At 70.5% G+C, this 21,120-nt stretch carries 22 protein-coding genes; 9 read left to right on the top strand and 13 right to left on the bottom strand.

Annotated features, from left to right (window positions below; translation table 11 throughout):
- Positions 1 to 15 precede the first annotated feature (15 nt).
- Genes FVE25_RS28430 through FVE25_RS28405 form a run of 5 tightly spaced genes read right to left on the bottom strand, consistent with a single transcriptional unit; the run spans position 16 to position 5,473 of the window.
- Entirely contained in the window at positions 16 to 1,329 is a 1,314-nt protein-coding gene (locus FVE25_RS28430) for a CehA/McbA family metallohydrolase (protein WP_246267556.1), read from the bottom strand.
- Complete coding sequence (locus FVE25_RS28420) at positions 1,326 to 2,390, bottom strand: ABC transporter ATP-binding protein (protein ID WP_157250120.1); 1,065 nt, start codon at positions 2,388 to 2,390, stop codon at positions 1,326 to 1,328. The genes FVE25_RS28430 and FVE25_RS28420 overlap by 4 nt, the downstream gene beginning before the upstream one ends.
- Positions 2,387 to 3,211 (bottom strand): carbohydrate ABC transporter permease, encoded by an 825-nt coding sequence (locus tag FVE25_RS28415; protein WP_157250119.1) that lies wholly within the window; start codon positions 3,209 to 3,211, stop codon positions 2,387 to 2,389. Before FVE25_RS28415 ends, FVE25_RS28420 begins: the two co-directional genes overlap by 4 nt.
- Entirely contained in the window at positions 3,208 to 4,137 is a 930-nt protein-coding gene (locus FVE25_RS28410) for a carbohydrate ABC transporter permease (protein WP_157250118.1), read from the bottom strand. The genes FVE25_RS28415 and FVE25_RS28410 overlap by 4 nt, the downstream gene beginning before the upstream one ends.
- A complete protein-coding gene (locus tag FVE25_RS28405; protein ID WP_181019736.1) occupies positions 4,112 to 5,473 on the bottom strand; it encodes an extracellular solute-binding protein in 1,362 nt (453 codons plus the stop codon). The genes FVE25_RS28410 and FVE25_RS28405 overlap by 26 nt, the downstream gene beginning before the upstream one ends.
- A gap of 125 nt (positions 5,474 to 5,598) precedes the next feature.
- On the opposite strand from FVE25_RS28405, the gene iolC reads away from it, so the two are divergent.
- Genes iolC through FVE25_RS28380 form a run of 5 tightly spaced genes read left to right on the top strand, consistent with a single transcriptional unit; the run spans position 5,599 to position 11,156 of the window.
- The gene (gene iolC, locus FVE25_RS28400; protein ID WP_246267578.1) at positions 5,599 to 6,528 is read left to right on the top strand and encodes a 5-dehydro-2-deoxygluconokinase; all 930 of its coding nucleotides are present in this window, start codon (positions 5,599 to 5,601) and stop codon (positions 6,526 to 6,528) included.
- A 13-nt stretch (positions 6,529 to 6,541) separates the two neighbouring features.
- Positions 6,542 to 7,450 (top strand): Cgl0159 family (beta/alpha)8-fold protein, encoded by a 909-nt coding sequence (locus FVE25_RS28395; RefSeq protein ID WP_246267555.1) that lies wholly within the window; start codon positions 6,542 to 6,544, stop codon positions 7,448 to 7,450.
- Positions 7,447 to 8,295, top strand: coding sequence for a 5-deoxy-glucuronate isomerase (iolB, locus tag FVE25_RS28390; RefSeq protein WP_157250116.1), 849 nt, complete (start codon positions 7,447 to 7,449; stop codon positions 8,293 to 8,295). Before FVE25_RS28395 ends, iolB begins: the two co-directional genes overlap by 4 nt.
- Positions 8,292 to 10,112, top strand: a complete 1,821-nt coding sequence (gene iolD / locus FVE25_RS28385; protein WP_157250115.1) for a 3D-(3,5/4)-trihydroxycyclohexane-1,2-dione acylhydrolase (decyclizing) — start codon at positions 8,292 to 8,294, stop codon at positions 10,110 to 10,112. Before iolB ends, iolD begins: the two co-directional genes overlap by 4 nt.
- A gap of 33 nt (positions 10,113 to 10,145) precedes the next feature.
- Positions 10,146 to 11,156 carry an AI-2E family transporter gene (locus tag FVE25_RS28380; RefSeq protein WP_246267554.1) on the top strand — a complete coding sequence of 337 codons (1,011 nt, stop codon included), beginning with the start codon at positions 10,146 to 10,148 and terminating at the stop codon, positions 11,154 to 11,156.
- Here FVE25_RS28380 and FVE25_RS28375 read toward each other — a convergent pair.
- Positions 11,116 to 11,595 (bottom strand): GNAT family N-acetyltransferase, encoded by a 480-nt coding sequence (locus FVE25_RS28375; RefSeq protein ID WP_157250114.1) that lies wholly within the window; start codon positions 11,593 to 11,595, stop codon positions 11,116 to 11,118. The two genes, FVE25_RS28380 and FVE25_RS28375, sit on opposite strands and share 41 nt — an antisense overlap.
- A gap of 30 nt (positions 11,596 to 11,625) precedes the next feature.
- Here FVE25_RS28375 and FVE25_RS28370 point away from each other — a divergent pair, with 30 nt between their 5' ends.
- Entirely contained in the window at positions 11,626 to 12,276 is a 651-nt protein-coding gene (locus FVE25_RS28370; protein WP_246267552.1) for an HAD family hydrolase, read from the top strand.
- On the opposite strand, the gene FVE25_RS28365 is transcribed toward FVE25_RS28370, so the two are convergent.
- Complete coding sequence (locus FVE25_RS28365; protein ID WP_157250112.1) at positions 12,273 to 12,800, bottom strand: DivIVA domain-containing protein; 528 nt, start codon at positions 12,798 to 12,800, stop codon at positions 12,273 to 12,275. The two genes, FVE25_RS28370 and FVE25_RS28365, sit on opposite strands and share 4 nt — an antisense overlap.
- A 112-nt stretch (positions 12,801 to 12,912) precedes the next feature.
- Between FVE25_RS28365 and FVE25_RS28360 the strand changes: the two genes are divergently transcribed.
- Positions 12,913 to 13,623, top strand: coding sequence for an ABC transporter ATP-binding protein (locus FVE25_RS28360; RefSeq protein WP_157250111.1), 711 nt, complete (start codon positions 12,913 to 12,915; stop codon positions 13,621 to 13,623).
- A gap of 83 nt (positions 13,624 to 13,706) precedes the next feature.
- On the top strand, positions 13,707 to 14,312 hold the full coding sequence (locus FVE25_RS28355) for a hypothetical protein (protein WP_157250110.1): 606 nt from the start codon (positions 13,707 to 13,709) through the stop codon (positions 14,310 to 14,312).
- Between the two features lie 99 nt (positions 14,313 to 14,411).
- Here the strand turns inward: FVE25_RS28355 and rlmN are convergent, their stop codons facing one another.
- Complete coding sequence (rlmN, locus tag FVE25_RS28350; RefSeq protein ID WP_157250109.1) at positions 14,412 to 15,512, bottom strand: dual-specificity RNA methyltransferase RlmN; 1,101 nt, start codon at positions 15,510 to 15,512, stop codon at positions 14,412 to 14,414.
- Between the two features lie 177 nt (positions 15,513 to 15,689).
- Here rlmN and FVE25_RS28345 point away from each other — a divergent pair, with 177 nt between their 5' ends.
- Positions 15,690 to 16,706, top strand: coding sequence for a suppressor of fused domain protein (locus tag FVE25_RS28345; RefSeq protein ID WP_157250108.1), 1,017 nt, complete (start codon positions 15,690 to 15,692; stop codon positions 16,704 to 16,706).
- On the opposite strand, the gene FVE25_RS28340 is transcribed toward FVE25_RS28345, so the two are convergent.
- The 5 genes from FVE25_RS28340 to rpsB form a co-directional block, all read right to left on the bottom strand.
- On the bottom strand, positions 16,703 to 17,542 hold the full coding sequence (locus tag FVE25_RS28340) for a phosphatidate cytidylyltransferase (protein WP_246267550.1): 840 nt from the start codon (positions 17,540 to 17,542) through the stop codon (positions 16,703 to 16,705). The genes FVE25_RS28345 and FVE25_RS28340 overlap by 4 nt on opposite strands.
- Before the next feature lie 62 nt (positions 17,543 to 17,604).
- Positions 17,605 to 18,162 (bottom strand): ribosome recycling factor, encoded by a 558-nt coding sequence (frr, locus tag FVE25_RS28335; protein ID WP_157250107.1) that lies wholly within the window; start codon positions 18,160 to 18,162, stop codon positions 17,605 to 17,607.
- A 53-nt stretch (positions 18,163 to 18,215) separates the two neighbouring features.
- Positions 18,216 to 18,914: a UMP kinase gene (gene pyrH, locus FVE25_RS28330; protein ID WP_219825667.1), complete on the bottom strand. Its 699-nt coding sequence runs from the start codon at positions 18,912 to 18,914 to the stop codon at positions 18,216 to 18,218.
- A gap of 107 nt (positions 18,915 to 19,021) precedes the next feature.
- Positions 19,022 to 19,855 (bottom strand): translation elongation factor Ts, encoded by an 834-nt coding sequence (tsf, locus tag FVE25_RS28325; protein ID WP_157250105.1) that lies wholly within the window; start codon positions 19,853 to 19,855, stop codon positions 19,022 to 19,024.
- Between the two features lie 276 nt (positions 19,856 to 20,131).
- The gene (gene rpsB, locus FVE25_RS28320; RefSeq protein ID WP_157250104.1) at positions 20,132 to 21,118 is read right to left on the bottom strand and encodes a 30S ribosomal protein S2; all 987 of its coding nucleotides are present in this window, start codon (positions 21,116 to 21,118) and stop codon (positions 20,132 to 20,134) included.
- Between the last annotated feature and the right edge of the window lie 2 nt (positions 21,119 to 21,120).

Genomic DNA, 21,120 nt, shown 5'->3' with positions numbered 1-21,120 from the left:
CCCTCTCTCACTCCGTCACGAACATAGGGCCATCACTTCGTTCTCGTGGGTCTCCAGCCGATGCGGCCCGGCCATGCCGGCCACGAGCATCCGCTCCCCCCGCACCACCTGGCGCCTTCCGTCCGGGCGGACCAGCACCAGCCCGCCGGCGTCCAGCGCCAGCAGTTCGTCACCCAGCCTGAGCAGCAGCGGCGCGTCCGGTCCCGCCGAGATCGCGGTACGGCCGGCCGCGACGGCGTCCAGGGCGAGGCTGGGATCCTCGGCCAGCACCCACGTGGTGGGCTCGCCGGGCAGGCCGTCGCTGCCGGGTTTGTGGAAGTCGCTGCCGCCGATGGCGATCACGTCGTCCCGCCAGGCGTCGGCCCAGGCCAGCGGGGCGCCCCAGCGGCGGTCCCACCAGCCGGAGCTCCACACCTCGGCCACCCGGGGCCGGCGCTCGATGGGCAGCAGCCAGGCGCAGTCGCCGCCGAGCGGGTGGTTGATCGAGATCAGGCCGCCCCGGGCCTCGGCGTGCCGGACCCACGCGTCGGCGGGCTGCCGGAAGTCGACCCAGCCGACGTCGCCGAAGACGTTGGCGTGGCCGCGGTCGGTGGTGACCTCCTGGCCGGGGATGAGCGTGATCCCCCTGGCCGCCTTGGCCAGCCAGGGGTGGTGGCTGACGGTGTTGTGGTCGGTGACGGCCAGGAAGTCCAGGCCGCGGGCGGCGGCCAGCTCGGCCAGCTCGGGGATGGTCAGGGTGCCGTCGCTGTGGACGGTGTGGGCATGGAAGTCACCGGCGTACCACCGCATACCGGATATTTCCGGTATCTCCCGGCGGGGTGGCCGCTCCCCGACCGGCGGCTCGGCCACGACCGGCGGGGTGCGCGGGCCATGGTCGACCTCCAGCACGAAGTCGAGCCCCTGAGGCGGGATCCGGTGCAGCCGCAGCCACACGTGCCACGTACCGGACTCCAGCACACCACCGGCGCCCCCGGCGCCGGAGCCGGAGACGATCCCGCCGAGCTCGCCGCCGGGGCCGGAGGCGAGCCGGCCGGGCTCGCCGCTGGGGCCGGAGGCGAGCCCGCCGGGCTCGCCGGAGAGCCCGGGGACCGTCTCGCCCGGGAGGTAGCCGGGGGTGGCCCAGTCCGCGGTGATCGTGTACTCGTCGCGGGCCCCGCCCGACCAGCCGCGGAACCCGGACGGCGAGGCGCACCCCAGGTCGATCACCCCCAGCGACCGGTCGTAGGACAGCCGCACCGTCACCGAACGCGCCCCCACGGGCACCTCGAACGGCACCTCCCGCAGCATGCGCTCCAGCCGGTCGTCCAGCGACCAGTGCCCCCGGATCACCGGCTCACCAGGTCGCCGTCGCGGTAGACCAGCGCCCGGTCGGCCCTGGGCAGCGCGTACCCGTCGTCGCCCATGGCGGGCTCGTGCCCTTCCGCCACCACCGTCTGCACCACAGAATCCCCCACCTCCAGCGTCACCAGATGGGACGCCCCCAGGTTCTCCACGATCGACACCTTCCCGCCCAGCGCCCCGTCGGCGGGCTCGGCGGAGTACGCCATGTACTCGGGACGCACGCCGTACACGATCTCCTCCCCGTCGGTGAGCAGTCCGGCGGCCGAGGACGGGACGGCCACCTTGCACCCCGATACCTCAAGACTGTCGCCCCGGACGATCGCGTCAAGCAGGTTCATGGGCGTGGAGCCGATGAAGGAGGCCACGAAGGTGCTGGCGGGCCGCTGGAAGACCTCGGCGGGCGTGCCGATCTGCCGGATGTGGCCCGCCTCCATGACAGCCATCCGGTCGGCCATGGCCAGGGCCTCGGCCTGGTCGTGGGTGACGAAGACGGTGGTGACGCCGAGTTCGCGCTGCAGTTTCTTGAGGAAGGTGCGGGCCTCCAGGCGCAGGCGGGCGTCGAGGTTGGACAGCGGCTCGTCGAACAGGAACGCCTGCGCCTGCGTGGCCATCACGCGGGCGAGCGCCACCCGCTGCTGCTGGCCGCCGGAGAGCTGGCCGGGGCGGCGGTCCATGAGCTGGGCGAGGCCGAGGCGCTCGCCGACCTCGCGGGCCTTGGCGGCGCGGGCCCCTTTGGCGACCTTCTTGATGCGCAGCGGGTAGGCGATGTTGTCGGTGACGTCCATGTGCGGGAAGAGCGCGTAGTCCTGGAAGACCATCGCCAGGTCGCGGGCGCCGGGCTGCAGGGAGGTGACGTCGCGCCCGCCGACGGCGACGGAGCCGGAGGTGGCGGTCTCCAGCCCGGCGATCGTGCGCAGGAGCGTGGTCTTGCCGCAGCCGGAGGGCCCGAGCAGGGCGAAGAACTCGCCGTCGGCGATGGCGAGGTCCACGGCGTCCAGGGCGCGGACACCACCGGGGTAGACCTTGGTCAGGCCGGTAAGCGAGATCATGCCTTGATCCCTCCGTGGAAGCGGAAGCCGTACTTCTTGCTGACGAACAGGTACATGAGCACGACCGGCACCGAGTAAAGCAACCCGAACGTGGACAGGAGCTGAAGGTTGGCCTGGCCGCCCTCGGTGTAGAGCGTGTAGATGATCACCGAGGCGGGCTGGTTCTCCGGATCGCTGCTGAACAGCAGGTACGGCATGAGGAAGTTGCCCCACACGTTGGCGATCGCCCACACGGCGATGGTCGCCAGCCCGGGCCGTACCAGCGGGATCACCACGTGCCGCACGATCTGCAGCGGCGAGGCGCCGAAGACGCGGGCCGATTCCTCATAGGACTTGGGCGTGGTGTCCATGAAGTCCTTGAGCATGAAGATGGCCGCGGGCAGCAGGCCGCCGGTGAGGATGAGGATCACGCCGAGGTGGGTGTCGATGAGGTTCAGCTCGACCGCGAGCTGGTAGATCGGCACCATCGCGGCGGTCCCGGTGATGATCGACGACAGCAGCAGGAGCGTGTACAGCAGCGCGTCGCGCCCGGGGATGCGCACCCGGCTGAGCGCGTAGGCGGCCAGCGCCGCGCACGCCACCACGAGTACGGCGGTGCCGACCGACAGGATCAGCGAGTTGTAGAGCGAGCCCAGCGCGTAGGGGTGCTCCAGGATGGCCTGGAAGTTGGCGAGCGTGAAGTCGGGCAGCGACACCTGGTAGGTGGGGTCGGTGGAGAACGGCGCGGTGGCCAGCCACAGCAGCGGCACGCTGAAGAAGGCGAGCAGGACGGCGATCAGGACGGAGAAGCCGATGCGGCCGAGCACCTGCCTGGGACTCATGACTTCCTCCTGAGCAGCCGCAGGTAGAACACGGCGACGACCAGGTTGATCAGCAGGATCACCGCCGAGATGGCGGCGCCGACGCCGAGATTGCCGCCGATCAGCGCCTCTTTGTAGACGTAGACGGCCAGGACCTCGGTCTTGCCGTCGGGGCCGCCCGCGGTGAGCATGAACGGGGTGAAGTCGTTGAACGTCCACAGGCTGATCAGCAGCAGGTTGGTCAGGATGTGGCCGCGGATGTGCGGGAAGACGACGTCGCGCAGTTGCTGCCAGCCGGAGGCTCCGGCCAGGCGGGCGCTCTCCAGGTGCGAGGGCGGCACGTTGCCGAGGGCCGCGCCGTACAACATCATCGAGAAGGCGGTGCCGCGCCAGATGTTGAAGACGATGATGGAGAGCATCGGGTAGTCGAGCAGCCAGGCGAAGCCGGGGATGCCGAGCAGCATGTTGAGCGTGCCGCCGTCGCGGTCGAGCAGCGCCACCCACAGGAACGACACCACGGCGCCCGGCAGGATCCAGGCCAGGATGACCAGCCCTTCGACCAGGCGTTTGAGCGGGCCGATGCGGTCGCGCAGGAGCCAGGCGATGGTGAAGCCGAGCACGACCTGGCCGATGACCGCCGAGCCGAGCACGAACTCGACGGTCAGCCAGGTGGAGGTCCAGAACTTGCCGCTGGTGAGCGCGTTGATGAAGTTGTCCAGGCCGACGACCTGCGGGTCGCGGGCCTCGACGCCGCTGAGGCGGTAGTTGGTGATGCTGAGGTAGAGCACCCAGAGCGCGGGGAAGACCAGGAAGATCGCGATGAGCAGGAGCGCCGGGGCGGCGAAGAGCGAGGCCCTGACGCGGCCGAGTCCCGCCGCGTCAGAGCTGTAGCCGCGCTCCGCCCGGGTTCCGGGAGGCGTTTCAGGAGGCGAGGTTGCCAGCGCCACCGGCGATTCCCTCGACCTTCTTCTGGTACTCCGCGGCCGCCTCGTCGGGCGAGGTGCCGCTCACGACCGCTGCGGTGGCCTCCTGCAGGGCCGTGGAGACCTGCGGGTAGGCGGCGACCGGCGGGCGGTAGGCGGTCAGCGGGAGGACCTTCTCCGAGATGTAGGTGAGCAGCGGGTCCCCGGCCAGGATCTCCTTGTTGACGTCGGCGCGCGGGGTGATGCGCACGTTGTCCTTGCCGGTCTCCGCCCTCAGGCCGTCGGCCGAGAGGGTGAAGGCGAGCAGTTCGAAGGCTTCCTTGGGGTGCTTGGCGGCGGGGTTGAGCGTGCGCAGCGAGCCGCCGGACATGCTGACGAAGTCCTGGCCGCGCAGGCCCTTGCCGGGCTCCATCGCCGGGATCATGGCGTAGCCGACGGTCTGGTCGCGGTCGGCCATCTTGGCGACGCCGTCCTTGGGGTTGATGACGCCGCGCCAGAAGTAGTCGCCCTCCATGAGGATGCCGATCTTGCCTTCGGCGAACTGGGCGAAGGACTTGTCGCGGCCCTTGGCCTCCTGCTGGAGCTTGGGGTCGCCCAGGCCCTGGGAGTAGATCTTCTGGTAGAGGCCGAGCGCGTCCTTGAGCGGCTGGCCGGCGCCGGTCCACTTGCCGTCCTTCTGCACCTCGCCGCCCGCGCCGGCCATCAGCGGCAGGACGCCCTGCATGGAGGTGGCCTCGCCCATGGCGGTGCCGGCGTTGATCTGGATCGGCACGGGTACCCCGGCGGCCTTCAGCTTCGCGCCGGCGTCGAGGATCTCCTGCCAGCTCTTCGGCTGCCAGTCGGCGGGCAGGCCGGCCTTGGTCATGAGGGTCTTGTTGAAGTAGAGCACGCGGCCGTCGGTGCCGACGGGCAGCGCGTACTTCTTGCCGTTGTAGGTGGCCAGGCCCTGGACCGCCTCGGGGATCTGGCTCCAGCCCTCCCACGCGTCGCTGTCGGCGGGCAGGGGCTTCAGGTAGCCGGCCTCGACGAACTCGCCCATCCAGATGCCGTCGATGTCGAGGACGTCCGCACCCTTGCCGGACTTCAGGTCCAGGGAGAGCTTGGTCTTGTACTGCTCGTCGTCGACGCCGCTCGGGATGAACTTGACCTTGACGTTCTTCCCCTTGGCCTTCTGAGCCTCTTCGAACTTAGGGATGACCCATTTGGTGATGTATTCGGCACTCTTGGCGTTCTTGCCGCCGGCGATCGCGTTCTGGGTGATCGTCAGCTCGATGGTGTCACCGCCACCGCTGCTCGACTGGCCACATGCGGCGACGGACAGCGCCAGGACGGCGACGACCGAAACTTTTCGCAATCCCATGCGAACCCTCCAGAACGTCCTAAATGGGGGCAAGAGTGGGTTTCGGGCAGGACGTAATCTGCAACATAGCGGACATCAGAATGTCATGACAATATGCCATGCAGGTATTAGCCTTGGGAGGTGTGTTGTTCGATCTGATCACGATCGGCCGCTGCGGTGTCGACGTCTATCCTCTGCAGACGGGCGTGGGATTGGCCCAGGTCGAAAGCTTCGGCAAGTTCCTCGGCGGCAGCCCGACCAACGTCGCGGTCGCGGCGGCGCGGCACGGGCTGCGCTCGGCGGTGATCACCGGAGTCGGCGCCGACCCCTTCGGTGACTACGTGCGTGCCGCGATCGCGGGCTTCGGCGTGGACAACCGCTACGTCGCCACCTTCCCCGAGGCGCCCACGCCGGTGACCTTCTGCGAGATCTTCCCGCCCGACCACTTCCCGATCTACTTCTACCGTGGCGACCATCCGCCGGATCTGCGCGTCACGCCCGAGTCCCTCGACCTCGACGCCGTCCGCGCGGCCAAGGTCTTCTGGTTCAGCGCCACGGGCCTGAGCATGGAGCCCAGCCGCGCCGCGCACGCCGCCGCCCTGGCCGCGCGCACCGAGGGCTGGACCGTCTTCGACCTCGACTACCGGCCCACCCTCTGGAAGGGCCCGGCCGAAGAGAGCGTGCGGCAGGCGCTCCCCCACGCCAACGTGGCCGTCGGCAACCTGGACGAGGTCGAGGTGGCCGTCGGCGTCCGCGACCCGGAGGCCGCCGCCCAGGCGCTGCTGGACGCGGGCGTGGAGGTGGCGATCGTGAAGATGGGCCCCAAGGGCGTCTACGCGCGCAGCCGTACCGAGACCGCCCATGCGGCGCCGGTCCCGATCGAGGTCGTCAACGGCATCGGCGCCGGCGACGCCTTCGGCGGCGCGATCTGCCTGGGGCTGCTGCGCGGCTGGCCGCTGGAGCGCACGATCCGCTTCGCCAACGCCGCGGGCGCGTTCGTCGCCGCCCGCCTGGCCTGCGCCGACGCCATGCCCACGACCGACGAGGTGACCCAGCTGATGGATGGCCACGCATGAGAGAAGGGCACGCATGACCGACACCGCGCTGACCGGGGCCGACCGCTACGAGATGCTCACCAGGATCCGGGCGACCCGGCCCGAGGAGATAGCGCACGCCGCTGCCAGGCGAAGGCGGCGCGAGCTGGTGGCCGACGGCGAACGGCTCCTGATCATCGCCGCCGACCACGCGGCCCGCGCCACGATCGGCGTGCGCGACCGGCCGTTCGCCATGGCCGACCGCCGCGACCTGCTCGACCGCATCCAGGTCGCGCTGGCGCGTCCCGGCGTGGACGGCATCCTGGCCTCCCCCGACGTGCTGGAGGACCTGCTGCTGCTCGGCGCGCTGGAGGGCAAGCTGGCCTTCGGCTCCATGAACCGCGGCGGCATCCCGGGCGCCGTCTTCGAGGTGGACGACCGCTTCACCGCCTACGACGCCGCCACCATCGAGGCCATGCGCCTGGACGGCGGCAAGATGCTCTGCCGCATCGACCCGTCCGACCCCGCCACCGTGACGACGCTGGAGTCGTGCGCGCACGCCGTCTCCGACCTGGCGCGCAGAAGGCTGGTGGCGATGGTCGAGCCGTTCTGGTCCGGCCGTCCCGTGGCCGGCGGCCCGCTCCGCAACGACCTGTCGCCCGAGGCGATCATCCGCTCCATCAGCGTCGGCCAGGCGCTCGGCACCACCTCCGCCTACACCTGGCTGAAGATCCCCGCGATCCCCGACATGGAGCGCGTCATGGCCGCCACCACGCTGCCCGCGCTGCTCCTGGGCGGCGACCCGCCCGACCTCGACGCCGCCTACGCCGACTGGGCCCGCGCCATGGACCTGCCCGGCGTGCGCGGCCTGGTCGTCGGCCGCGCGCTGCTCTACCCGCAGGGCGACGACGTCGCCACCGCCGTGGACAACGCCGCCACGCTGGTCGGGAAGTCCGCGCGATGACCCACATCCCGTACGGCAAGGCCGCCTCGGGACCCTGGGCCGTCGAGATCACCCCCGGCCTGGCCGGCTGGACCTACTCCGGCCTGCGCGTCGCCGACCTGGCCGCCGACCCGATCGCCTTCACCACCGGCGAGGAGGAGGCGCTGGTCCTGCCGCTGTCCGGATCCTGCTCGGTCACCTTCGGCGACATGGTCGAGGGCGGCACGACCACCTTCCACCTGGCCGGCCGCGCGTCGGTCTTCTCCGGCCCCACCGACTTCGCCTACCTGCCGATCGGCACCGACGTGATCCTGCGCGGCACCGGCCGGGTGGCGCTGCCGTCTGCCCGCGCCACCCGGCGGCTGCCGGCCCGCCACGTCCCGGCCGAGCAGGTCCCGATCGAGATCAGGGGCGCGGGCCAGGCCAGCCGGCAGGTGAACAACTTCTGCGCGCCCGGCGTCTTCGACTGCGACAAGCTCGTCGCCGTCGAAGTGCTCACGCCGGGCGGCAACTGGTCGTCCTATCCCCCGCACAAGCACGACACCCCGAACCCGGGCGAGGCCGTGCTGGAGGAGATCTACTACTTCGAGGGCGGCCCCGGCTACCAGCGCGTCTACACCTCCGAACGCGGCCACATCGACACCCTGGCCGAGGTCGCCCCCGGTGACGTCGTCCTGGTCCCCTACGGCTACCACGGCCCGTCGATGGCCGCCCCCGGTTACGACCTGTACTACCTGAACGTGCTGGCCGGTCCCGCCGGGCAACGCTCCATGGCCTTCTGCGACGACCCCCGTCACGCGTGGATCCGCGGCACGTGGGACGGTCAGGAGGTCGATCCACGCCTGCCGTTCGGGAGGACCTCATGACCCGGCTGACCGTCGCCCAGGCCACCCTGCGCTTCCTGGCCCGGCAGTACACCGAGCGCGACGGCGCCGAGCATCAGCTGTTCGGCGGCGTCTTCGGCATCTTCGGGCACGGCAACGTGGCCGGTCTGGGGCAGGCGCTGGCCACCGAGGCGGCGCTGCCGTACCTCTTGAGCCGCAACGAGCAGGCCATGGTGCACGCGGCGGCCGGGTACGCGCGGGCGAGCAACCGGTTGCGCACGCTGGCCTGCACGTCGTCGGTCGGTCCCGGCGCGACCAACATGATCACGGCGGCGGCGGGGGCGACCATCAACCGGCTGCCGGTGCTGCTGCTGCCCGGTGACGTCTTCGCCACCCGGGTGGCCAATCCGGTGCTGCAGGAGCTGGAGGACCCCCGGTCGTACGACATGTCGGTCAACGATGCGTTCAAGCCGGTCTCCCGGTACTGGGATCGCGTCAACCGGCCCGAGCAGTTGCCGTCGGCGCTGCTGGCGGCCATGCGGGTGCTCACCGATCCGGCCGAGACCGGGGCGGTGACGCTGGCGCTGCCGCAGGACGTGCAGGCCGAGGCGTGGGAGTGGCCGGAAGAGCTGTTCGAGCGGCGGGTGTGGCACGTGCCGCGGCCCCGTCCCGAGCCCGCCGCGCTCGCCCGCGCCGCGGCCCTGATCAAGGAGTCGGCCCGGCCTCTCATCGTGGCGGGCGGCGGGGTGGTCTACAGCGAGGCCACCGCCGAGCTGTGCGCCTTCGCCGAGCGGTACGGCGTGCCGGTCGCCGAGACGCAGGCCGGCAAGGGCGCCCTGCCCTACGGTCACCCGCTGGCCGCGGGCGCGATCGGCGCGACCGGCACGACGGCGGCCAACGCGCTGGCCCGCGAGGCCGACCTGATCATCGGCGTCGGGACCCGCTACAGCGACTTCACCACCGCGTCCCGGTCGCTGTTCGACCCGGACGCCCGCGTGGTGAACCTCAACATCACCGGCTTCGACGCGGCCAAGCTGTCGGGGCTGCAACTGGTGGCCGACGCCCGTGCCGGTCTGGCCGACCTCGCCGAGGCGTGCGAGGGCTGGGGTACGGCCGGCGTCTACCGTGCCATGGTCGCCGAGCTGTCGCGCTCCTGGGACGCCCGGGTGGACGCGGCCCGCGCGCTGTCCGGCTCGCCGCTGCCGCAGCCCGCGATCATCGGGGCGGTCAACGACGCCGCCGGGCAGGACGGCGTCGTGGTGTGCGCGGCCGGGTCGATGCCCGGTGACCTGCACAAGATGTGGCGCCCGTCGGGGCCGGGGTCGTATCACGTGGAGTACGGGTACTCGTGCATGGGGTACGAGATCGCGGGCGGGCTGGGGGTGAAGCTGGCTGCGCCGGAGCGCGAGGTGTTCGTGCTGGTCGGGGATGGTTCGTACCTGATGATGGCGCAGGAGCTCGTCACCGCGGTGGCCGAGGGCGTGAAGCTGGTCGTGGTGCTGGTGGACAATTCCGGCTTCGCCTCCATCGGGCGGCTGTCGGAGAGCGTCGGCGCCCAGCGGCTCGGCACGGCCTACCGGTATCGCGGGGCCGGGCCGTACGACGGGGGGCCGTTGCCCGTGGATCTGGCCGCCAACGCCGCCAGCCTGGGCGCTTCGGTGACCCGCGCCGATTCGGTGACCGACCTGCGCAAGGCCCTGGACGCGGCCCGGGCGGCCGACGTCGCCACCGTCGTCTACGTGAAGGCCGATCCGCAGGTGGAGGCGCCGGACTCGGCGGCCTGGTGGGACGTGCCGGTGGCCGAGGTCGGGAGCCCGGCGCGGGCCGCGTACGAGGAGGCGAAACGGGCCCAGCACTGATTACCCGGTGACGTTGACGGGAACGCCCTGATCATGAATCCTTGGCGGCTGCTCGGGTGGATCGCCCTGATCGCGGTGATCCTCTACGGCGTCTGGTTCGTCCGGACGGTCACGATCTCCGTGATCATCGGCGTGTTCATCACCGCCCTGCTGCTGCCGCCGTTCACCTGGCTGCGCGGCAGGGGGCTGAACCGGGGCCTGGCCACGACCGTGGTGTGCCTGGCCGCGCTGCTGGTCGGCGGGGTGTTCTTCTGGCTGCTCGTCCCGGCCACCGTGGACGGGCTCGGCCAGTTGCGCGACAGCCTCGGCAAGGCGGTGACCGACCTGCACAACCTGGCCCGTTCGCTGGGGCTGGACGACCAGCGGCTGTCGCAGCTGTCCCAGCAGGTCCAGGCGTACCTGTCCGAGCAGGCGCGCTCCATCGCCACCGGCGCGCTCGCCGGGGTGCGCACCGCCGGTGAGATCGTGATCGGCGCGATCCTCGCGCTCATCCTGGCCATCTACTTCGTCCACGGCGGCGACCGACTGTTCGCCTGGCTGATCGACCTGACGCCGGTCCGCGTGCGGCCCCACCTGCGCCAGGCCGGGGACGTCGCGTTCGGCGTGGTCGGCCGCTACATCCGCGGCATCGCCATGGTCGGCCTGGTGGACGGCTTCTTCATCGGGCTGGCGCTGTGGATCCTCGGGGTGCCGATCGCGCTGCCGCTGGCCGTACTGACCTTCGTGGGGGCGTTCCTGCCGGTCGTGGGCGCGTTCCTGGCCGGGTTGTTCGCCGCGGTGGTGGCGTTCGTGGCCAAGGGCTGGCTGGTGGCGCTGATCGTGATCGGGGTGACGATCCTGGTGCAGCAACTGGAGGGGCACGTGCTGGCGCCGCAGATCTACGGCAGGGCGCTCGACCTGCCCGGCGCGGTGATCCTGCTGGCGATCGCGGTGGGCAGCGTGGTGGCCGGGATCACCGGCGCGTTCCTGGCCGCGCCGGTGGCCTCGGTGATCGTGGCGTTGATCAGGAATCGAGAGGAAGCTCCAGCTCCAGTTCATGCCTGATCGGGATGCCGTCCTCCGACAGCAGCGGGATGCCCGGTTTGAGGTCCCGCGCCCGGGTGACGGCGTCGCGGTGAAGGGCGACCAGGTCGAAGCCGTAGCGCTGGTAGAAGCGCAGCGCCCTGGTGTTGTCGTTGGTGGTGATCAGCGTGAGCCTGGGCATGCCGCGTTCCCTGGCCACCTCGCGCACCGCGTCCAGCAGCGCCCGCCCGATCCCCGCGCCCTGGACCAGGGCGTCGATCGTGACGATCTCCACGGCGCCCGCGCGCTCGGCGTACGTGATGAGCCCGGCGATCTCGCCGTCGGCGACCGCCACGAACCCGGGCAGCGCGCTCGCGTCGACCACCTCCCCCCACGCCAGCATGACGACCTGGGTTCCGCCCCAGGAGCCGGTCAGAATCTCGACGACCCGGTCGACGTCGCCGGGCGTTACAGGTCGCACGGTAAGGGACATAAGATCATTATGGGTCTTATGCGATGGGTGACCTTCGACTGTTTCGGCACACTGATCGACTGGCGCCATGGCATCGCCACCAGCGCCGAACTGCTCTTCCCCGGGTACGGCGGGCGCCTCCTGGACGGGTACAACCGGCACGAACCCCAGGTGCAGGCGGCCTCGCCCATTCCGCGCTACCGCACCGTCCTCACCGAGGCGTTCCGCCGCGCCTGCGCCGACGAAGGACTGGAGCTCGGCCCCGACGACGCCGACGTGCTCGCCACCACCTTCCCCTACTGGCCCGTCTTCCCCGAGGTGGGCGCGGAACTGTCCGCGCTGCGCTCGGCCGGGTGGCGGCTGGCCCTGCTCACCAACTGCGACCGCGACCTCGTCTCCCACACCCGCCGCCGCCTGCCGGTCGTCTTCGACGCGGTGGTCACCGCCGAGGATTCCCTGGGCTACAAGCCGTCCCATGCGCACTTCGACCACTTCCGGGCCGTTCACGAGCCGGCGACGTGGGTGCACGTGGCGCAGAGCTACGTGCATGACATGGTGCCCGCGCACGCGCTCGGGCTGCCGCGCGTATGGATCAACCGGCTGTCGCAGCAGCCCGCCGACCCGTCGATCCTGCAGGCGGTCCTGCCCGACCTGCGGGGCCTCCTGGCCGCCGTGGAGTCGGCCGCCTAGCGTCGCTGGTCCAGAACGTCGGCTATGCCCGCCAGGAAGGAGTCCACGTCCGCGATGAGGTAGCCGGGGCGGAGCAGGACGGTGGAGAACTTCGCCTCCCGCACGTCCTGGCCGGCCAGCGGATTGTCCGTGGTGCCGCGCAGAGTGGCCACGACGCGGTCGAGGAAGGCGTCGACCTCGTCCTCGTTGTAGCCGGTGCCCATGCGGCCAGGGCGGAAGGCCACCCGCTCCACGCGCGCGGCCTGGGTCTCGAACCACTCCTCGCGCAGCATCTCCCCGGTCGGCTCGGTCAGGGCCAGCGGCACCGGCGTCTTGGTCCGCGTCTCCAGCGCCACCACGAACGCCTCCAGCGCGAAGTCCACGGCCGTCTCGTTGTAGCCGCCGCGCCGCGCGCGGAAGGTGGCCCGGCGGACCTCATCGGCGGTCACCGGATCCAGGTCGCGCCCACCCCGGCCGAGGGTGGACTCGATACGACTGATCAGCGCGTCGACGTCAACGGGGTCGTAGCCTGAACGCATACCCATGACGCGTGGAAAGCGGTTCAAGCGCTGTCCTCCTGAGAAGTGCCGAGGGGTGCCTCTATTGTGGTCCCCTTTATGCCGGCTATGCGACCAAGTCCATTACCGTTGGATCACTATGCACCTGTCGAACGTCTCGTTCCGCTACCGGCGGCGCGCCCCCGACGTGATCAGGGCCGCCGACGCCACCCTGACCCCCGGCGACGTGGTCGAACTGACCGGCGGCAACGGCGCCGGCAAGTCCACTCTCCTGCGCCTGCTGGCCGGCCTCACCCGCCCCACCCGGGGCTCCGTGACCGGCCGCCCGGCCTCGGTGGGCTTCGCGCCCGACCGCTTTCCCGCCGCCCAGCCGTTCACGGTGGCCGCCTACCTCACCCACATGGCCAGGGTCCGCGGCCACTCCTGGCACGCGTGGTCCGACCGCGTCGGCCTCACCCCGCTGGTACGGCTACCGCTGCGCGAACTGTCCAAGGGCAGCGCCCACAAGGTCGGCCTGGTGCAGGCGCTCATGGGTGAGCCCGGCCTCCTGATCCTCGACGAGCCGTTCGCCGGCCTGGACGCCGACACGCGTGAGGCGCTGCCCGCGATCGTGGGGGAACTGGCGGGCAAGGGGAGCATCGTGGTGGTGGCCGACCATCAGGCGGGGCTGCGCGACGTACCCGGGGTGCGGCAGTGGCAGTTGCTGGACGGGGTGCTGAAGGAGGCCGAAGGCGGCTCGCCTGGTGGTGACCGGGTCGTGGTGGAGGTGGACGTGCTGCCCGGTGAGGTGGCGGAGTTTCTGGCCCGGATGCGCCGGGACGGATACGAGGCCAGGGAGGTGGAGCGGTGATCGCGCTCGGTGGAGCGGTGATTGCGCTCACCTATTTCCGGATATCTGCCTATATCCTCTCCCACCGGATCTACCAGGCGATCGTGCCGATTCTCATCCTCCAGGCGATCCTCTACGCCAGCCGGGCGCCGCAGGGCTCCGAGGCGGCCGTGCTGACCGATTCGGCGGCGCTGATCATCCCGATGCTCGCCTGGTCCACCCGCTCCCTGCTCGACACCGAGCCCGACGAGCAGCGGATCGTCTCGGCCACGACCGTCGGCGGACGCGGGCGCGAACTGGCCGCCGGACTCCTCGCCGCCCTGACCGTGAATCTGATCTTCGCCGCCCTAGCCCTGGCCTGCGGCCTGACCATGGGCATCTCGGCCGCCCCCGCCCCGGACGTGCTGGCCGCCGCGATCGCCCTGCACATCCTGGCCACGCTGGCCGGACTCGCCCTGGGCGCCCTGACCAGCCGGGCGATCCTGCCCTCCCCCGCCCTGTCGATCATGGCCCTGCTGTTCGGGTACCTGGCCATGCTGCTGATCAGCGTCACCCCGGCCTTCTGGCTGACCGTGCCGGTGACGGCGTGGATGAAGGCGGCGGGAGCGGGGGCCCTGGTGAGTGACCTGCCGGTGCTGGCGGGGGCGTCGGCGCTCTGGTGCGCGCTCGGCCTGGCCGGGTACGCGTGGCTGCGCCGTACCCGGCCTTAGAGCTTTGGGGCTGCGCCCGCCGTACCCGGCCCTTAGAGCCTTGGGGCTGCGCCCGCCGTACCCGGCCTTGAGGCTTTTGAGGCTGCGCCGTACGTGAGGCTATTCGGCGGCGGCGAGTTGGCCGCAGGCGCCGTCGATCTCGCGGCCGCGGGTGTCGCGGACCGTCACCGGCACCCCGTGGAACTGCAGGCGGCGCACGAACGCCCGCTCGTCCTCCGGACGGGAGGCCGTCCACTTGGACCCGGGCGTTGGGTTGAGCGGGATCAGGTTGACGTGCACGAGTTTGTTCTTGACCAGTTTCCCCAGCAGGTCGGCCCGCCACTCCTGGTCGTTGATGTCCTTGATCAGCGCGTACTCGATCGAGATCCGGCGCTTGGTCTTGGCCGCGTAGGCCCAGGCGGCGTCCAGGACCTCGGCCACCTTCCAGCGCGTGTTGATCGGCACGAGCGTGTCGCGCAGTTCGTCGTCGGGCGCGTGCAGCGACAGGGCCAGCGTCACGGGCAGGCCCTCGTCGGCCAGCTTGCCGATCGCCGGGACCAGCCCGACGGTCGAGACCGTGACGCCCCGCGCCGAGATGCCCAGCCCGTCCGGGGCGGGCTCGACGAAGCGGCGGACCGCGCCGATCACCTGCTTGTAGTTGGCCAGCGGCTCGCCCATGCCCATGAACACGATGTTGCTGACCCGCCCGGGACCGCCGGGGACCGCGCCCGCGGCCAGCGCGCGCGCCCCCGAGACCACCTGCTCGACGATCTCGGCGGTCGACATGTTGCGCGTCAGCCCGGCCTGACCGGTGGCGCAGAAGGGACAGTTCATGCCGCAACCCGCCTGCGACGACACGCACATCGTCACCCGGTCGGGATAGCGCATCAGCACCGACTCGACGAGGGCCCCGTCGAACAGCCGCCACAGCGTCTTGCGGGTGGTGCCCTGGTCGGTGCTGAGCTCGCGGACGGAGGTCAGCAGCGGCGGCAGCAGCGCGGACAGCTTCTCGCGGGCGGCGGCGGGCAGATCCGACATCGCCGCGACGTCGGCGGTCAGGTGCGAGAAGTAGTGACGCGAGAGCTGGTCGGCACGGAACGGCTTCTCACCGAGTTCGGCGACGGCGGCGCGGCGCTCGGCCATCGTGAGATCCGCCAGATGCCGCGCAGGCTTCGCCCGGCGGGGCGCGACGAAGGTGAGCTGGCCTGGCTGCTGGGACACGTTCCTGCCTCATCTCGAAGGGTTACCGAACCAGGGTAATGAACGTCTGGTCGCGCATTGTCATTCCGGCGGAGTCTCGCCTGGGAGAGATGGTCAATCTAAAGTCATCTCATATGGCGATTGTTCGGGGCGACTAATCAGACAGCTGGATGAGACCTCTTGATGAGACAGAGCTCGATGAGACAGGACGCGATCCAGCACGGCCAGGCCGAGGTCGTTCTCACGGCAGGCAACCCCTACGGCAGCCGCACGCTGGTGGTGGAACGCGACGACGACTCCTCGGTCGCCTACCTGTGTTCGCCGGACGGCACCGTCCACGGCGCCGTCTGGCTGGCCAACCACCGGCAGGCCCCCGCCGCCATCGACCTGGGGCGGCTCAACACCGGCCTGCCGCCGATCATGCCGTACGCCAACACCCTCCACCCGGCCGGCCGCCGCCCGCTCGGGCAGCTGAGCGCGCTGTGGTTCGAGGAGGGGGACGGCGTCGCCCTCTACGAGAACGAGGAGCTGCTGGCCGTCATCCCCGGCTGGGCCGACATGTCCAGGGGCATGCCCGGCTACGCCCGTGACGCCGTCGGCGAGACGCCGTTCGCCTGGGCGCTGTCCGAAGCGCTCGAAGGGCTCATGCCCCGCATCGCCAACGCCCGCTCCTACTGGCGCTGGCGGCACCGCGAGGGGTCCTGGCCGTCGTTCCAGCAGTTCGTCATGGGCCACCTCGACCGCACGCTCGGCCCGGCCGGCCGCTATTGGGACGCCAGCGGCGAACGGTTACCGACCATCGGGATCACCGAGCGGCCGCCGTTCGGGGAGCGCGAGTTCACCGTGTTGTCCACCGTGGGGATGAGCTGCCAGCGCATGCCCACCGTCGAGCAGTGGATCGACCGGCCGCACGCCTACTCGCGGATCGAGCTGGCCGTCGCCACCCGCGACGATCCCCGGGAGGTGGCGCTGGTGCTGGTGTGGCTGGCTCAGTACCCGTGGCACTCGGTCACCTGGCTCGGCCACGGGCACACGGCGCAGTGGTACCACGAGCCGGCGACGTTCCCGATGGGGCCGGACTACTCGGGGGTGCTCATGCTCGCCGACACCCCAAACTTCCCGGATATGTCGGGATTTGCGTTTGGTGGTGAGGCGGTGCGCTGGCTCTGGCTCGTCCCCGTCACCAACGCCGCGCTCGACGAGCAGCGCGGCTAGAACCAGAGCCCCAGCAGCACCCAGACCGGCACCAGCGTGGCCACCAGCGAGTCGAGACGGTCCATGATCCCGCCGTGGCCCGGCATGATCGAGCCGAGGTCCTTGATGCCCAGGTCGCGCTTGATCATCGACTCGACCAGGTCGCCGATCGTGGCCAGCGCCGCGGTCAGCACGCCGATGACCGCCCCCTGCCAGATCTCGCCGTCCATCCGCCAGACGACCAGCCACGCGCCGACCGCCACACACGCCAGCACCGACCCGGCGAAACCCTCCCAGGTCTTCTTCGGGCTGATGGACGACATCTTGTGCCTGCCGAACAGCACACCGGCGAAGTAGCCGCCGATGTCACTGGCCACGGTCACCGCGACGAAGATCAGCACGCGGTCGGCGCCGTCGTCCTGGGCCAGCATGAGCGCCACGAACCCGGCCAGCAGCGACGGATACACCAGGGTGAAGACCGAAGCCGTGGCATCGCGCACGTAACCGTCGGTGCCGCCGTCGAACATGCGCCAGATCAGCATCACGAACACGAACACCGCGAACACGCCGAGCAGCCAGCCGTCGCCGCCCCAATAGGCCCCGGCCTGCATCGCCACCGTGGCCGCGACCGCGGGGACCAGCGGTACGGCGATGGCCCGCGTACCGAACGCCTTGACCAGCTCGACCACGCCGATGCCGACCGCCGCCACCACGACCAGGAGGAAGATCTCCTTGATCGTGTAGAGCGAGACGATGACCGCGCCGCCCAGCGCCACGCCGGACACGATCGCCGCAGGCAGGTTCCTTCCGGTACGGCTGCCGCCGCTCGGGCTGGTGCCAGCCGTACGTTCTTCCACAGACTCTCCCAAACCTGGAATGCCCCCAGCCCCGGAGCGGGGATGGGGGCATCACGGCCGGCCTAGACCTCGAGCAGCTCGGCTTCCTTGTGCTTGAGCAACTCGTCGATCTTGGCCACGTGCTTCTGCGTGAGGTCGTCGAGCTCCTTTTCGGCGCGGCGCACCTCGTCCTCGCCGGCGTCGCCGTCCTTGATCATCTTGTCAAGGGTCTCCTTGGCGGAGCGGCGGATGTTGCGCACCGCGACCTTGGCGTGCTCGCCCTTGTTCCGCGCCACCTTGATGTACTCCTTGCGGCGCTCCTCCGACAGCTCGGGGAAGTTCACGCGGATCACCTGGCCGTCGTTACTCGGGTTCACGCCCAGGTCGGAGTCGCGGATCGCCTTCTCGATCGCGGCCATCGAACCCTTGTCGAAGGGCTGGATGATGACCATGCGGGCCTCGGGCACGTGGAACGAGGCCAGCTGCTGGATCGGAGTCGGCGTACCGTAGTACTCGGCGTTGATCTTGTTGAACATCGACGGCGTGACTCGGCCCGTGCGGATGCCCGCGAAGTCCTCCTTCGCGACCGAGACAGCCTTGTCCATCTTTTCCTCGGCTTCGAGGAGGGTTTCGTCGATCACAGCGGCTCCCTGCTGTTTGGGTCGCCCACCCTTTCACCGGGCGGGCTCCCGTTCTACTTGCCTGCCGGACTCACCAGCGTGCCGATCTTCTCACCGCGGACCGCCCGCAGGATGTTGCCCTCACCCATGAGGTCGAAGACCACGATGGGCAGGTCGTTCTCCTTGCACAGGCTGATCGCGGTCTGATCCATGACCGTGAGGTCACGCACCAGGACCTCGGCGTAGTCCAGGTGGTCGAACCGGACGGCGTCCGGGTTCTTGCGCGGGTCGGAGTCGTAGACCCCGTCCACCTGAGTGCCCTTGAGCAGCGCCTCGGCGCCGATCTCCAGCGCGCGCTGCGCCGCGCACGTGTCGGTGGAGAAGTACGGCGTGCCGAGCCCGGCGCCGAAGATGACCACCCGGCCCTTCTCCAGGTGCCGGATCGCACGGCGCGGCAGGAACGGCTCGGCCACCTGCTGCATCGTGATCGCGGTCTGCACACGGGTCTCGACCCCGCGCTTCTCCAGGAAGTCCTGCAAGGCCAGGCAGTTGATGACCGTGCCGAGCATGCCCATGTAGTCGGCCCTGGCGCGATCCATCCCGCCCTGCGACAAGGTGGCGCCGCGGAACATGTTGCCGCCGCCCACCACGACCGCGACCTGAACGCCCTCGCGCACCGCCTCGGCGATCGAGTCGGCCAGGTGACCGACCACGACCGGATCGATGCCGAGCGGCTCACCCCCGGCGAACGCCTCGCCGGACAGCTTCAGCATGACCCGTCTATACGAAGAAGCCGCCGACGTAGCTGGCTCCTGGTTCTCCTGCACGCGGCGGCCTCCTCGGTAGGTGGTTCTGAATGGGCTTGAGGGCTCGACTAAGCCTAAGCCTGGCCCACCTTGAAGCGTACGAAGCCGAGCACCTCGACGCCGTTCTCCTCGGCGTACTTGGCGATCGACTTCTTGTTGTCCTTCACGAACGCCTGCTGCAGCAGGGTGAAGTCCTTGTACCAGCCGTTGACGCGGCCATCGACGATCTTCGCGATCGCGGCCTCGGGCTTGCCCTCGTCGCGGGTCATCTCCTCGAAGAGCGCGCGCTCCTTCTCGATGACGTCGGCGGGGACGTCCGCGGCCTTGAGGTACTTCGGCGCCATCGCCGCAGCGTGCTGCGCGATGTCCTTGGCGACCTCGGCGTTGGGCTTGTCGAGCTGGACGAGCACGCCGACCGCCGGCGGGAGCTGCGGGTCGGTCTTGTGCATGTACGCGCCGACGTAGCCACCCTCGAGGACGGCGAAGCGGCGGATCTCGATCTTCTCACCGAGCGCGGCGTTGGCCTCGTCCAGGTGGTTCTGGACGCTCTTGCCCGCGTACTCGGAGGCCAGCAGCGCCGGCACGTCGCCCGGCTTGGTGGCCAGGATGTGCGCGACGACCTCGGCGGCCAGCTCCTGGAAGCGCTCGCCCTTGGCCACGAAGTCGGTCTCGCAGTTGAGCTCGAGCAGCGCGGCGGCGTTGTCACCGTCCTGCTTGAGCGCGACCAGGCCGTTGGAGGCGGTGCGCGACTCGCGCTTGCCGACGTCCTTGGCGCCCTTCAGGCGCAGGAGCTCGACGGCGCGGTCGAAGTCGCCGTCGGACTCCTCCAGCGCCTTCTTGCAGTCCATCATGCCCGCGGCGGTCAGCTCGCGAAGCCGCTTGACGTCGGCCATGTTCACGGAAGCCATGTGCTTTTCCTCGTGAGATCTTCGTCGTGGATCGGGTGGGCGCCGGGATCCGGCACCCACCCTGTGAAGCCTTCTTGGTCGGTACGGCCAGGCCGTACCGGGAGCCTGCGGGCCCTTGCACGGACCCGCGGCGACCCTTCGCTCGGGCGCCGCGGTCCATTGGCGCGGACCCGCGGCGGCCTTTCGCTCCTGCCCCGCGGTCCCGGCGCGAAGACCGGTTCCGCGGGTGCCGCCCGACTGCCCTTGTGCCGGGCCGTCAGGCGGCGCTCGGCCAGGTCATGCCTGCTCGGTCTCGCCCTCGACGCCGGCCTGCTCCTCGGCGGGAGCGGCCTCGGCCTCGGCGGCCACCTCGGCGTTGTCCTCGGCCACGGCCTCGGCGGCGACGTCGGCGTCCTCGACGGCGCGCTCGCTGACGACCTCGGCGGCCTCAGCGGCCGGAGCGGCCTCAGCGGCCGGAGCGGCCTCGGCAGCCGGAGCGGCCTCGGCGGCGGCGCCCTGCTCGATGAGCTCGCGCTCCCACTCGGCCAGCGGCTCGGCGGCGGCCGGCTTCTCGTCGCCGCGGGCGGCGCCGGAGCGGGCCATGAGGCCGGCGGCGACACCGTCGGCGACGACGCGGGTCAGCAGACCGACCGCGCGGATGGCGTCGTCGTTGCCCGGGATCGGGTAGTCGACCTCGTCCGGGTCGCAGTTGGTGTCGAGGATCGCGACGACCGGGATGCCGAGCTTCTTGGCCTCGGAGATCGCGATGTGCTCCTTCTTGGTGTCGACGATCCACACCGCGGAGGGCACGCGGCCCATGTCACGGATACCGCCGAGCGTGCGCTCCAGCTTCTCCTTCTCGCGGCGGCGCATGAGGAGCTCCTTCTTGGTGAGCCCCGACGCGGCGACGTTGTCGAAGTCGAGCTCCTCGAGCTCCTTCAGCCGCTGCAGACGCTTGTGCACGGTGGAGAAGTTGGTCAGCATGCCACCCAGCCAGCGCTGGTTGACGTACGGCATGCCGACGCGGGCGGCCTGCTCGGCGATGGCCTCCTGGGCCTGCTTCTTGGTGCCGATGAACAGGATGGTGCCGCCGTGGGCCACGGTCTCCTTGACGAAGTCGTAGGCGCGGTCGATGAACGACAGCGACTTCTGCAGGTCGATGATGTAGATGCCGTTGCGCTCGGTGAAGATGAAGCGCTTCATCTTCGGGTTCCAGCGGCGGGTCTGGTGACCGAAGTGAACGCCGCTCTCGAGCAGCTGTCGCATAGTGACGACGGGGGCCATGT

Origin of the sequence: Nonomuraea typhae (genome assembly GCF_009760925.1) — a bacterium.
In the GTDB taxonomy this organism is placed as follows: domain Bacteria; phylum Actinomycetota; class Actinomycetes; order Streptosporangiales; family Streptosporangiaceae; genus Nonomuraea; species Nonomuraea typhae.
The sequence above is the reverse complement of the archived record's forward strand: the minus strand, read 5'-3'. Positions and strand labels throughout refer to the sequence as shown.

Excerpts from the sequence above, each read along its gene's own strand:
- FVE25_RS28420 (WP_157250120.1), bottom strand. The coding sequence starts at position 2,390 with ATGATCTCGCTTACCGGCCTGACCAAGGTCTACCCCGGTGGTGTCCGC.
- FVE25_RS28415 (WP_157250119.1), bottom strand. The coding sequence starts at position 3,211 with ATGAGTCCCAGGCAGGTGCTCGGCCGCATCGGCTTCTCCGTCCTGATC.
- FVE25_RS28405 (WP_181019736.1), bottom strand. The coding sequence starts at position 5,473 with ATGGGATTGCGAAAAGTTTCGGTCGTCGCCGTCCTGGCGCTGTCCGTC.
- FVE25_RS28395 (WP_246267555.1), top strand. The coding sequence starts at position 6,542 with ATGACCGACACCGCGCTGACCGGGGCCGACCGCTACGAGATGCTCACC.
- iolB (WP_157250116.1), top strand. The coding sequence starts at position 7,447 with ATGACCCACATCCCGTACGGCAAGGCCGCCTCGGGACCCTGGGCCGTC.
- iolD (WP_157250115.1), top strand. The coding sequence starts at position 8,292 with ATGACCCGGCTGACCGTCGCCCAGGCCACCCTGCGCTTCCTGGCCCGG.
- FVE25_RS28380 (WP_246267554.1), top strand. The coding sequence starts at position 10,146 with ATGAATCCTTGGCGGCTGCTCGGGTGGATCGCCCTGATCGCGGTGATC.
- FVE25_RS28370 (WP_246267552.1), top strand. The coding sequence starts at position 11,626 with ATGCGATGGGTGACCTTCGACTGTTTCGGCACACTGATCGACTGGCGC.
- FVE25_RS28365 (WP_157250112.1), bottom strand. The coding sequence starts at position 12,800 with ATGGGTATGCGTTCAGGCTACGACCCCGTTGACGTCGACGCGCTGATC.
- FVE25_RS28360 (WP_157250111.1), top strand. The coding sequence starts at position 12,913 with ATGCACCTGTCGAACGTCTCGTTCCGCTACCGGCGGCGCGCCCCCGAC.
- FVE25_RS28345 (WP_157250108.1), top strand. The coding sequence starts at position 15,690 with ATGAGACAGGACGCGATCCAGCACGGCCAGGCCGAGGTCGTTCTCACG.
- pyrH (WP_219825667.1), bottom strand. The coding sequence starts at position 18,914 with ATGCTGAAGCTGTCCGGCGAGGCGTTCGCCGGGGGTGAGCCGCTCGGC.
- tsf (WP_157250105.1), bottom strand. The coding sequence starts at position 19,855 with ATGGCTTCCGTGAACATGGCCGACGTCAAGCGGCTTCGCGAGCTGACC.
- rpsB (WP_157250104.1), bottom strand. The coding sequence starts at position 21,118 with ATGGCCCCCGTCGTCACTATGCGACAGCTGCTCGAGAGCGGCGTTCAC.